Raw genomic sequence first — 11,807 nt, forward strand, 5'->3', positions numbered from 1 at the left:
GGGGCGGCAGGGGTGCCCGTCCCCGGCGCGGCGGGCGCGGCGGGCATGGCGGACATGGCGGGCGTGGCGGCGGTCGCGGGTTCGTCCGGTGCGGTGGTCATGCCGATCATCCTGCGGCCGGTCCCGTGTTCAGCGCCAACGATTGTTCCTTCATGATCGATAAGTGATTCTGATGGCCATGGACCCCCACCTGCTCCGCACCTTCGCCGCCGTGGCCCGGCTGTCGTCCTTCTCCGCCGCCGCCCGCGAACTCGGCTACACCCAGTCGGCCGTCTCCCAGCACATCGCCGCCCTGGAGGCCGACCTGGGCACCGACCTGCTGACCCGCCGGCCCGTCGCACCCACCCCCGCGGGGCACCGCCTCCTCGAACACGCCGCCCCGCTGCTGCTCCGGATCGACGCCGCCCGCGCCGACGTCCGCCGCGTGGCGGCGGCCCCGCCCGGCCGCCTGACCCTCGCCGCGTCCCCGCTCGCCGTCGGCCCGGCGCTGCTCGCCGCACTGCCCGCCACCGGCGTCGAACTGCGGGTCGTCCCGCCGGCCGCGGTGCCCGCCGCCGTCGCCACCGGCGGCTGCGACCTCGGCCTCACCGACGGCACCGCCGCCCCCAGCGACCCGCTGCGCCTGCCCGACGTGGCGCCCCTCGCCGTCACCGGCGTCGCCGAGGAACCCCTCGCCGTCCTGCTCCCGGCCGGGCACCCCTTCGCCGGGCGGGCCGCACTGCGGCTGGACGACCTCGCCGACGCCCGCTGGCTCGACGCCCCGCACGTCGGACTCGCCCCGCCCACCGCCGCCCGCACCGCTCCCGCCCTGCGGTACGACGGCACCGACCTGCACGCCCTGTGCTCCCTGGCCGCCGCCGGACACGGACTGGCCCTGCTGCCCCGCCGCGTCGCCGAAGCCGCCGCGGCGCGCGCGGCCGGGGCCGCCGTACCGCTGGCCGGCACCCGGCTGGTGCACCGCACCGAGCTGGTCACCCCCCGAACACCGGCCCCCGCCGCGGCCGCCCTGGCCGCGCGCCTCACCGCGCCCGCCTGAACCGGGCCGGCCCCCGGCGTCACGGCCCGAGGACGACCACCGACTCCGCCGGGACGCGGACGCGCCCGTCCGCGTCCGGATGCGGAACCTCCTCCCACGCGGCCAGCACCCGCACCCCGTTCCGGCCCAGCGCGACCGTCGCCGGCTCCGGGGCCGCGTTCACCACGACCCGGATGTCGCCCCGGCGGAACGTCAGCCAGCGCCGCTCCTCGTCGTACGCCACCCGCACCGCCGCCAGATCCGGATCCCTCAGGTCCGGATGACGGCGGCGCAGCGCCACCAGCGTCCGGTACCAGGCCAGCAGCCGCGCGTGCGGCTCCCGCCCCGGCTCCGCCCAGTCCAGGCAGGACCGCTCCCGGGTGGCCGGGTCCTGCGGGTCCGGCACCTCCTCCGGGCGCCACCCGTGCGCGGCGAACTCCCGCCGCCTGCCCTCCCGTACGGCCCGGGCCAGCTCCGGGTCGGGATGGTCGGTGAAGTACTGCCACGGCGTGCCCGCACCCCACTCCTCGCCCATGAACAGCATCGGCACGAACGGCCCCGCCAGCACCAGCGCCGCCGCGCACGCCCGGAGCCCCGGCGACACGGACGCGGCGAGCCGGTCGCCCTGCGCCCGGTTGCCGACCTGGTCGTGCGTCTGCGCGTACCCGAGGAACCGGTGCGCGGGCGTCCGGCGGCGGTCGACGGGCCGGCCGTGGGTGCGCTCCCGGAAGGAGGACCACGTCCCGTCGTGGAAGAACGCCCGCGTCATCGTCTTCGCCAGCGCGGCGAGCGGCGCCCGCGCGAAATCGGCGTAGTACCCCTGCGATTCGCCGGTCAGCACACAGTGCAGCGCATGGTGGAAGTCGTCGTTCCACTGGGCGTGCAGGCCGAGCCCGCCGGCCGCGCGGGGCGCCGTCGTCCGCGGATCGCAGGCGTCCGACTCGGCGATCAGGAACAGCGGCCGCCCCGTCTCGGCGGCGAGCGCGTCCACCGCCGCGGACAGCTCCTCCAGGAACGTCAGCGCCCGCCCGTCGGCCAGCGCGTGCACGGCGTCCAGGCGCAGCCCGTCGATCCCGTAGTCCCGCAGCCAGGCCAGCGCACTGCCGAGGAAGTAGGCGCGGACCTCGTCGGAGCCGGGGCCGTCCAGGTTCACGGCCGCCCCCCACGGGGTGTGGTGCGCCTCCGTGAAGTACGGCCCGAAGGCGGGCAGGTGGTTCCCGGAGGGCCCCAGGTGGTTGTGGACGACGTCCAGCACCACCCCCAGCCCGGCCCGGTGGGCGGCGTCCACGAACCGGGCCAGCCCGGCCGGGCCCCCGTACGGCTCGTGCACCGCCCACGGCGCCACCCCGTCGTACCCCCACCCGTGCCGGCCGGGGAACGGGCAGACGGGCATCAGCTCGACGTGCGTGACGCCGAGCCGGACCAGGTGCGGCAGCCGGGCGGCCGCCGCGTCGAAGGTGCCCTCGGGGGTGAACGTGCCGACGTGCAGCTCGTACAGGACCGCGTCCTGCAGGCGGGTGCCGGGCGGCGGCGCCTGCGGTGCCAGGGCGGCGGTGCCGACCACCGCGGACAGGCCGTCCGGGCCGTCCGGCAGGCGCCGGCCGCGCGGGTCGGGCCGCACCTGCGGGCCGTCGCCCAACCGGAACCCGTACCGGTCGCCGTCCGCGGCCGGAGCCCGCACCACCCACCACCCCGGCCGGTCCGGGTCGCGCTCCATGCCGTGCTCGGCCTGCCCGAGCCGCAGCGCGACCCGGTCCGTCAGCGGTGCCCACACCTCGAACTGCACGGGCGGTCCCCTCGTCTTCGGCGTACCGGAACGTGTGCTGTGCCATGTGCCGCACCCATCATCGCCGGGTGGCCGGCCCCGTTCTGGACACTCCGGCCCCGACGGGCCGACAATCACCCCGTGACGTCGAGTTTCGAGTTCCCCGCCTACCCCGCTCCGCGCCTGTCCGACGCGGAGCGCGACCGGGCCCTGGGCAAGCTCCGCGAAGGCGCGGCCGCGGGCAAGCTGTCCCACGACACCTTCCTGCGCCGCATGGAGCTCGCCCTCGTCGCCCGACGCCCCGAGGAACTCGCCGTCCTCGTCGCCGACCTCGACGGCCGCGAGGGCGAAACCGTCTGGGCGCGCCGCCTGTTCGGCTGGGTGGGCCGCCTCTCCGCCGTGTCCGCGGGGGTCCGGCGCGCCTGGACCGTCGAACGGCTCCCCAAGCTGCTGCTGCCCCACCCGGGCGCCCAGCCGCTGCGCATCGGCCGCGACCCGGGCAACGGCCTGCGCCTCACCGACGAGACGGTCTCCCGCGTCCACGCCGAACTCGGCATGCGCGACGGCATGTGGATCCTCACCGACCTCGGCTCCTCGAACGGCACCACCGTCAACGGCCGCCGGGTGACGGGCTCGATCGCCGTCCGCGACGGCGACCAGATCGGCTTCGGCCGCATGTCCTTCCGCCTCTCGTCCACCTGACGGAGCGGGCGGGGACGCATGCGGCGCGGCCGGGGCGGAGGACGCAGGATGGCTCCATGAACCCCGAATCCGCCCCCGCGATCCGCCCGGCCAGACCGGAGGACCTCACCCGCCTCGCCGAACTGGTGCACGAACACATCGCGTACGAGAAGTCCGCGCCCCGCCCGCCGGACCTGGCCGACCGCCTCGCCCCGCACCTGTTCGGCCCGGAGCCGCGGGCCTGGGTCCTGCTCGCCGAGGACCCGTCCGGCCGCGTCGCCGGATACGCCGCGTGCACCGCCGAGTTCTCCTTCTGGGACGCCCGGCACCACCTCCACATGGACTGCCTCTACCTCGCGGAGGAGTCCCGCGGGCACGGCCTGGGTGCGGCCCTGCTGGACGCGGTGGCCGCCCTGGCCCGCGACCTGGACCTCCCCGAGGTCCAATGGCAGACCCCGGACTGGAACGAAGGCGCCCGCCGCTTCTACGAGCGCCGGGGCGCCCACGGCACCCCGAAGCAGCGCTACACCCTGCCGGTTGCGGAGACTCCGGCACCGGACCGGCCGGAAGGCCCCCACGGCCGCTAGGACGCGTACCGGGGCGCGGCCTCGGACGCCGGCGGTGCCGCGCAACGGCAAAGCCGCGCACCGCGCCCCCACCCGCAGCCCGGACGGGCTGCCGCCCGGCCCGCCGGAGTGCCTGCCGCCCGCCTCGGCGGAGCCGGTCACCCGCCGCCGCGCGGGCCGGTTTCCAGCAGGCGGGCGTAGACGGCGAGGGAGGTCCGCGCCTGGTGTTCCACCTGGGTGGGGATCGGGACCGGGCGGGCCTGGAAGCGGGCCGCGAAGTCCGTGCACCAGCCCGTCACGAGGCGGTCCAGTTCCACGGCGGCGGGGTGGCCGCGGCCGCGCAGGACGCGCAGGAGCATCGCGGCGGCGCGCAGGGAGAGGCGGCGGCCGAAGGCGTCGATGCTGTGGATGCGGGCCGCCGTGGCGTCGGCCGGTGCCGCGGGGCCCGTCCACTCGGCCGTGATGCCGGGAATCAGGCCGAGCGTCCAGTCGACGGCGCGCAGCAGTGCCGCGGCGCCCGGGTCGCCGTCCTCCGCGGGCGGGCCGTCGCGGCGGTCGCGGTCGCGGATCGCGGCGACCAGGGCGGCGTCCCGCGCCAGGCGGTCGGCGAGCGTGCGCAGGGCGCCGCGCGGGTCGGGGTGCGGGGCCGGATCGTCGACGAGGTCGGAGGCCCACATGGGGACCTCGACGACGGCGGTGGTCCCGGCGTGCCGGTGGGCCCGGTACCAGGTGCTGAGCCGGGTGTCCTCGGGGTGGAAGGAGCGCGGGGCGTCCGGCCCGGCCGGCGGCAGGACGAAGACGCCGGGGCCGGGCGAGGGCCAGCCGGCGGCGTCCGAGGCGCCCGTCTCGACCGGGATCCGCAGCTCCGCCGCGGACTTGGCGAACGGCTCGGCCAGGCCCGGTATGTCGCGGGTGAGCTGCACCCAGGAACCGCCGAGGTCGGTGGCGTGCAGGGAGATCTGGAGCACCGGCCGGAGCTCGTCGATGAGGCCGGTCAGGATCCGGGTCTCCGGCGGGAGCCGGTCCGGGGGCAGCAGGGACGGCGCCCACTCGGGCTGTTCCGGGCCCGGCGGGCGGTAGAAGCTGCGGTGGTAGTCGAGCAGCGATTGCGGCTGCGGGGTGCGGTGCAGGGTGGCGCCGTCCGGGTCCGCGCACAGCAGGAAGTGCCAGCCGCCGCCGGCCCGCGGTCCGCTTCCGGGAGCCGGGTTGCCGGCGGCCAGGTGCCGGGCCAGGGCGAGGGCGGTGGCGCCGCCGACGGGCTCGTTGGCGTGGGCTCCGGCGACGACGAGCACCTCGCCGCCGTCCGGGGCGGTGCCGGGGCCGCCGGGGCGGACGGAGAGCAGCCACAGCGGCTCCCCGGCCCGGGAGGAGCCGACCCGGCGCAGCCGGGCCCGGCGGGGGTGTTCGTCCGCCAGCGCGCGGGCGGCCTGCGCGAGTTCGCGCGGTGTGGGGTAGCGCATGTCCTGGTGGTGGGTCACCCCCATGCAATGCCCGCCGCGCGCGCCCGCTACTGCTCCTCGGGGCCCGCACTTCACGGAACGCCCTGGCCAACGCCCCGCCCTTGGCCAAAGCTTCCCCGGCGGGGCGAGCGGCCGACGCCCCGGCTGCCGCAGTGGGTCCAGCAGCAGCAGTCGCTGCCGCTGCCGCGCCGCTGCCGCGCCGCTGCCGTTGCCGCTCCCGCCCCGGCCGCTGCTGCGCCTTTGTCGCTGCCGCCCTGGCCGCCGCTGCCGTGCGGCCTCCGACCGTCACCCCGTCCCCTCCGCGCGGACCAGGGCCGCCACCGGGTGGGCCGTCAGCAGGTCCGCCAGGCGGGCCTCGTCCTCGTACGCCTGCGCCCCGTACGCCTCCGCCCCCGTCGGCGGCAGCAGCGGGACCCACCTCCCCGGCGGCAACGGCAGGACCGTGTCCCGCCAGCCGCCCGCGCGGGCCAGCCGGAGCGAGAGCCGGGTCGCCACCGCCACGAGACCGCCCGTACGGGTGAACGCCAGGCAGTGCGCCGCCGCCGGGCCCCGGGCGGCCAGCGGTGCGTACCCCGTGAACAGCGCCGGCCGGTCCCGCCGCAGCCGCAGCAGGGCCGCCGTCAGGGCCAGCTTCTCCTCCGCCTGGCCCCGCGGGGCCGCCCCCGCGTCCAGCCGGGCCAGCGCCTCCCGCGGGAAGACCGCCGGCCGGCGGTTGTCCGGGTCCACCAGCGCCCGGTACTCTGACTCCGAGCCCTGGTAGACCTCCGGGACGCCCGGCATCGCCAGGTGCAGCAGCGCCATCCCCAGCAGGTTCGCCCGGGCCGCCTCCGCGGCCTCCTTCGGCAGCTCCTCCGCCTCCGGCACGCAGGCCGCGACCGTCTCCTCGTACGCCTCGTCCGGCTCGGTCCAGCCGGTCCGCAGCGCCGCCTCCCGGACGGCCTTCAGCAGCGCCCCGGACAGCCGCTCCTCCCGCTCCGGCACCTCGCCCAGCCCCAGGGCGGTCTGCCGCGCCACCCACGCCAGCTGCGGGTCCGCGCCGCCCGGCCGGCCCATCAGGCCGGGGTCCTGCGACAGGGCGGAGATCCGGGCCCGTACGTCCGCGCTCCGTTTCGTGTCGTGCGTGGACAGCACCGTCCCGGTACGCGGCCAGTCGCGCTCCAGGGCGGCGCAGTACGCGTGGAACTCGCCCGGGGACACCGCCGGCCGCCCCGGATCCGCCCCGACCTCGGCCGCCGACAGCAGCGGCGCGTACCGGTAGAAGGCCCGGTCCTCCAGTGACTTGGCGCGCAGCGCCGCCGACGTCTGGGAGAACCGCGCGGCGAAGGCCGCGTTCGCCCGCATCAGCTCCCGTACGCCGTCCACGGCCGCGGCGCCGGCCTGGCGGGCCGCCTCCGCCGCGGCCCGCGGATCGAGCCGCCCGTCGCCCGGGTAGGGCCGGTAGACCGGGTAGGCGACCAGCAGTTCCCGCACCGCCGGGGCGAGTTCCGGGCCCGCGGCCCGCTCCAGGGCCGCGAGCTCGGCGGCCAGGTCGCCCTCCAGCACCTCCCGGGTGCAGGCCCGGGCCGTCTCCCGCCAGCCCGGGAGGGCCGTCGACTCGCGGAACCGGCGGTCGAGTTCGGCCGCGCCGTCCGGGCAGGTGAACACGCCGTCGACCCGGTGCAGGGCGTCGTAGCCGGTGGTCCCGGCGACGGGCCAGCCGGCCGGCAGCCGCTCCCGCCGGCCGAGGATCTTCTCCACCACCACCCAGCAGCCGTCGCCGACGCCGGCGCGCAGCCGCCGCAGGTAGCCCTCCGGGTCGGCGAGCCCGTCCACGTGGTCGATCCGCAGTCCGGCCGCCACCCCGTCGCGCACCAGCTCCAGCACCTTCGCGTGGGAGGCGGCGAACACCTCGGGGTCCTCCACCCGGACGCCGATCAGCTGCGCGATGGTGAAGAAGCGCCGGTAGTTCAGCTCGGTGCGCGCCGTCCGCCAGTGCGCGGGCCGGTACCACTGCCGCGCGAGCAGTTCCGGCAGCGGCAGCCCCGCCGTCCCCGGGCGGAGCGGGAACTCCCACGTGCCGTGGCGCAGCACCTCGCCGTCGACGGCGCAGTCGGCCGGGTCGAAGGGCCGGTCGAGCAGTGGCAGCAGCACCTTGCCGCCGCCCGCCTCCCAGTCGATGTCGAACCAGCGGGCCGACGGGGACCGCGGGCCGTCCCGCAGCACCTCCCACAGCGGCCGGTTCAGCCGCAGCGGGCAGGGCACCGCCATGTGGTTGGGGACGATGTCCAGGACGAGGCCCAGCCCGTGCTCCCGGGCGGTGGCGGCCAGCGCCCGCAGCCCGTCCTCCCCGCCGAGCTCCTCCCGGACGCGGGTGTGGTCGGTGACGTCGTACCCGTGCAGGGAGCCGGGGACCGCCTCCAGGACGGGGGAGAGGTGCAGGTGCGAGGCGCCGAGCGAGGCGATGTGCGGCACGGCGGCCGCCGCCGCGGAGAACGGGGCCTCCGGGGACAGCTGGAGGCGGTACGTCGCGGACGGCGCCGCGGGCACGGCCCCCGCCCGGACGCCGGATCGGACGGTTGGCTGCTTCTCTGGCCGGCTCATGAGAACGTACGTACCCAGCTTCCCGGATTCCGTGCCATGACCCAATGCATCCGGGTGACTGCGCGCCGTTAGCGTGGGCCGGTGTCCGGAACCCTCGATACCTATCGACGCGTCATCGCCCTGACCGGGCCCCTGCTACCCCTGCTCTCCTTCCTCGCCCGCCTGCCCGTGGCCATGGTCCAGTTCGGCAGCGTCCTCCTCGTCGCCGCGACCAGCGGCTCCCTCGCCGCCGCCGGGACGGTCGGCGCCGCGCTCTCCGCCGGGCAGGTGCTGGGCGGGCCGCTGCTCGGCCGGACCGCCGACCGCCGCGGCCAGCGGCCCGTGGTCCTCGCCGCCGCGGCGGTCAACGCGGCCGCCACCGCCGGGCTGGTCGCCGGCGCCCTCGGGGGCCTGCCGACACCGGCGCTCGCCGCGGTCGGGGCCCTCGCCGGGGCGTCGGTGCCGCTGGTAGGGCCGCTCGCCCGGACCAGGTCCGTCGCGCTCGCGCACCGCGCCGGCGCGGACGAGCAGGCGGTGGGCGCCGTCCACTCCCTCGAAGGGACCCTCGACGAGGTGTCCTTCGTCCTCGGGCCGGCCCTCGTCGGACTCGCCGCCCTCGCCGCGCACCCCGCGTTCGCCCTGGCCCTCGCTGCCGCGCTCGTCGCCGTCTTCGGCACGGCCTTCGCCCTGCACCCCACCGCGGCCGCCACCGCCCCGACCGCCGCCGACGCCGCCCCTGCCGGGCCGCGCGCCCGCAGGCCCCGCCACCCCGGGGTCGTCCACGCCGTCCGCGGCTCCCTCTTCCTCCAGGGCGCCATGTTCGGCGCCTGCCAGGCCGGCATCGCCGCCCTCACCGCCCGCCTCGGCGCTCCCGGCCAGGCCGGGACCGTCTACGCCGCCATGGGCGTCGTCAGCGCCGTGGCGGGCCTGGCGGTCGGTGCGCTGCCCGCCCGCATCGGGCTGCGGCTGCGCTGGCGGGCCGCCACCGGCGCGGCCCTCGCCCTGTCCGTGCCGCTGCTGTACGCCGACGGCCTCCCGGCGCTGTACGCGGCCGTCACCGTCCTCGGCGCCGCCTACGCCCCGCACCTGATCACCGCGTTCGCCCTCACGGAGCGGTCCGTCGCCCCGGACCGGCTCGCCGAGGCGACCGCCTGGGCCGCCAGCGCGCTCGTCGCCGGCCAGGCGTCGGCCCTGGCCCTGTCCGGGCGGCTCGCCGAGGCCCACGGCTCCGACGGCGCCTTCGCGGTCGCCGTGGCGGCGGCGGCCGCCGCCCTCGCGCTCGCGCTCGCCACACGCGCCCCGGTGCCGGGCGGCGGCACCTCCGGCCGCGCCGTGTCGACGACCAGCCGCCACTGCGCCCCGTGCCCGGCCGGGATCGTGAACTCCTGGCCCTCCGCGCCGGCGTTGAACATCAGCAGGAAGGAGTCGTCGGTGATCCGCTCCCCGCGCGGACCCGGTTCGGAGATCGCCTCCCCGTTGAGGAACACCGTCAGCGCGCGCGTCTGCTGCGCCTGCCAGTCGCGGGCCCGCATCGGCTCCCCGTACGGGGTGAACCAGGCGATGTCGGACAGCTCGTCGTGGGTGCCCTCCACCGGGTGGCCGTGGAAGAAGCGGCGCCGCCGGAACACCGGGTGGTCGCGCCGCAGCCACACCATCCGCCGGGTGAACTCCAGAAGCGGGGGCGGCGGTTTGCCCGGCTCCGGCCAGGGCACCCAGGCCAGCTCGTTGTCCTGGCAGTAGGCGTTGTTGTTGCCGCCCTGGCTGCGCGCGAACTCGTCTCCGTGGCTCAGCATCGGCACCCCCTGCGACAGCATCAGGGTGGCCGTGAAGTTGCGCATCTGCCGCTCCCGCAGCCGGACGACGTCCGGGTCCTCCGTCGGGCCCTCGACGCCGCAGTTCCAGGACCGGTTGTGCGCCTCGCCGTCCCGGTTGCCCTCCCGGTTGGCCTCGTTGTGCTTCTCGTTGTACGAGACGAGGTCGTGCAGGGTGAAGCCGTCGTGGCAGGTGTGGAAGTTGATGGACGCCAGCGGCCGCCGGCCGTCGTCCTGGTACAGGTCGGAGGAGCCCGTCAGCCGGCTCGCGAACTCGGCCAGGGTGCGCGGCTGGCCGCGCCACAGGTCCCGCACCGTGTCCCGGTACTTGCCGTTCCACTCGGTCCACAGCGGCGGGAAGTTGCCCACCTGGTAGCCGCCCTCGCCCAGGTCCCAGGGCTCCGCGATCAGCTTCACCTGGCTGACCACCGGGTCCTGCTGGACGAGGTCGAAGAACGACGACAGCCGGTCCACCTCGTGGAACTGCCGGGCCAGCGTCGCCGCCAGGTCGAAGCGGAAGCCGTCCACGTGCATCTCGGTGACCCAGTACCGCAGCGAGTCCATGATCAGCTGGAGGACGTGCGGCGAGCGCATCAGCAGCGAGTTCCCGGTGCCCGTGGTGTCCACGTAGTGGCGCGGGTCGTCCGCCAGCCGGTAGTAGGAGGCGTTGTCCAGCCCGCGGAACGACAGGGTCGGCCCCAGGTGGTTCCCCTCCGCGGTGTGGTTGTAGACCACGTCGAGGATGACCTCGATGCCCGCCTCGTGCAGGGCGCGCACCGCCGACTTGAACTCCAGCACCTGCTGCCCCCGGTCGCCGGAGGCGTAGCCGTTGTGCGGGGCGAAGAAGCCGATCGTGTTGTAGCCCCAGTAGTTCGTCAGCCCGTCGTCGACCAGGCGGTGGTCGTGGACGTACTGGTGTACGGGCATCAGCTCCAGGGCCGTCACCCCGAGCCGGGTCAGGTGGTCGATGACCGCCGGGTGCGCGAGCGCCCCGTACGTGCCGCGCAGCTCCTCCGGCAGCTCCGGGTGGCGCATCGTCAGGCCCTTGACGTGCGCCTCGTACAGCACCGTCCGGTGGTAGTCGTGCCGCGGCGGCCGGTCGTCGCCCCAGTCGAAGTAGGGGTTCACCACGACCGAGCTCATCGTGTGCCGCGCGGAGTCCAGGTCGTTGCGCGATTCGGGCCGGCCGAAGTGGTAGCCGTACACCTCCTCGCCCCAGTCGATGCTCCCGGCGACGGCCCGCGCGTACGGGTCGAGCAGCAGCTTGGCCGGGTTGCAGCGCTGTCCGTGCTCGGGCTCGTACGGCCCGTGGACCCGGAAGCCGTAGCGCTGGCCCGGCATCACGCCGGGCAGGTAGGCGTGCCGGACGAACGCGTCGGTCTCGCGGAGCTCGACGGCGGTCTCCGATCCGTCGTCGTGGAGGAGGCACAGCTCGATGCGCCGCGCCGCCTCCGAGTAGACCGCGAAATTGGTGCCCGCGCCGTCGTACACGGCTCCGAGCGGATACGCCTGTCCCGGCCAGACCTGCATGGACAACGACTCTTCCCCTCGGTGACGGACGGAGGTGTGGGGCTGATCCGGCGTGGACCGCGTCACTGCCTGGATCTTCCCCGAAAGAGGGGCCTCAGGCGGGGACTTGCGACTGCTCCGACCGGGTGACCCCGCGGGACGATTTGCGGGTCGGCGGACTGTCTGCGCATCCGATAATGGGTCAACCGATCACCGGTGTACGGTCCGTCGGGCGTCATCGGGCTGCACCGGGCGCCGCGCTCGGAGTAGTCTTCCGTGATCACTTAGACGGGCGTTCCAGACGCAGAAGGCGGTGCACGGGTGAGCTCGGGAGGTCTGGAGCTGCCCCCTGGTGACAGCGGTCACGAGGGCGGCCCGGCGGACGCCCCAGGAGGCGCACCCGGCGGTGCGTCCGGCGGGGTGCCGGGTGGGGTTCCGGGT

The 11,807-nt window shown here is 76.5% G+C and carries 6 protein-coding genes and 2 pseudogenes; 4 read left to right on the forward strand and 4 right to left on the reverse strand.

All coding sequences use genetic code 11. From position 1 onward, the window contains the following. Positions 1-178: 178 nt before the first annotated feature. Positions 179-1,036 (forward strand): LysR family transcriptional regulator, encoded by an 858-nt coding sequence (locus EF903_RS19030; protein ID WP_125544765.1) that lies wholly within the window; start codon positions 179-181, stop codon positions 1,034-1,036. Positions 1,037-1,055: 19 nt separating this feature from the next. Here EF903_RS19030 and treZ read toward each other — a convergent pair whose 3' ends face one another. Continuing rightward, a complete protein-coding gene (treZ, locus tag EF903_RS19035) occupies positions 1,056-2,801 on the reverse strand; it encodes a malto-oligosyltrehalose trehalohydrolase (RefSeq protein ID WP_125544755.1) in 1,746 nt (581 codons plus the stop codon). A 120-nt stretch (positions 2,802-2,921) separates the two neighbouring features. Between treZ and EF903_RS19040 the strand changes: the two genes are divergently transcribed. Both EF903_RS19040 and EF903_RS19045 read left to right on the forward strand, forming a co-directional pair. Beyond that, positions 2,922-3,482, forward strand: a complete 561-nt coding sequence (locus tag EF903_RS19040) for a DUF1707 and FHA domain-containing protein (protein WP_125544757.1) — start codon at positions 2,922-2,924, stop codon at positions 3,480-3,482. Between the two features lie 56 nt (positions 3,483-3,538). Next, positions 3,539-4,048, forward strand: a complete 510-nt coding sequence (locus EF903_RS19045) for a GNAT family N-acetyltransferase (protein ID WP_125544759.1) — start codon at positions 3,539-3,541, stop codon at positions 4,046-4,048. Between the two features lie 137 nt (positions 4,049-4,185). Here the strand turns inward: EF903_RS19045 and EF903_RS19050 are convergent, their stop codons facing one another. Further along, a complete protein-coding gene (locus tag EF903_RS19050) occupies positions 4,186-5,511 on the reverse strand; it encodes a M14 family zinc carboxypeptidase (RefSeq protein ID WP_390335363.1) in 1,326 nt (441 codons plus the stop codon). Between the two features lie 261 nt (positions 5,512-5,772). Further along, on the reverse strand, positions 5,773-8,067 hold the full coding sequence (gene treY / locus EF903_RS19055; protein ID WP_125544763.1) for a malto-oligosyltrehalose synthase: 2,295 nt from the start codon (positions 8,065-8,067) through the stop codon (positions 5,773-5,775). A 174-nt stretch (positions 8,068-8,241) separates the two neighbouring features. Here treY and EF903_RS36120 point away from each other — a divergent pair. Continuing rightward, positions 8,242-9,015 (forward strand): annotated as a pseudogene (locus EF903_RS36120) (MFS transporter); the annotation flags it as partial. A 260-nt stretch (positions 9,016-9,275) separates the two neighbouring features. On the opposite strand, the pseudogene glgX reads toward EF903_RS36120, so the two are convergent. Continuing rightward, positions 9,276-11,387 (reverse strand): annotated as a pseudogene (gene glgX, locus EF903_RS19065) (glycogen debranching protein GlgX); the annotation flags it as partial. Positions 11,388-11,807 lie beyond the last annotated feature (420 nt).

Source organism: Streptomyces sp. WAC05292 (assembly GCF_003949955.1).
Lineage (GTDB): Bacteria > Actinomycetota > Actinomycetes > Streptomycetales > Streptomycetaceae > Streptomyces > Streptomyces globosus.

Coding starts and splice junctions, on each gene's coding strand:
- EF903_RS19030 (WP_125544765.1), top strand. CDS start 179: ATGGACCCCCACCTGCTCCGCACCTTCGCCGCCGTGGCCCGGCTGTCG.
- EF903_RS19045 (WP_125544759.1), top strand. CDS start 3,539: ATGAACCCCGAATCCGCCCCCGCGATCCGCCCGGCCAGACCGGAGGAC.
- EF903_RS19050 (WP_390335363.1), bottom strand. CDS start 5,511: ATGGGGGTGACCCACCACCAGGACATGCGCTACCCCACACCGCGCGAA.
- treY (WP_125544763.1), bottom strand. CDS start 8,067: ATGAGCCGGCCAGAGAAGCAGCCAACCGTCCGATCCGGCGTCCGGGCG.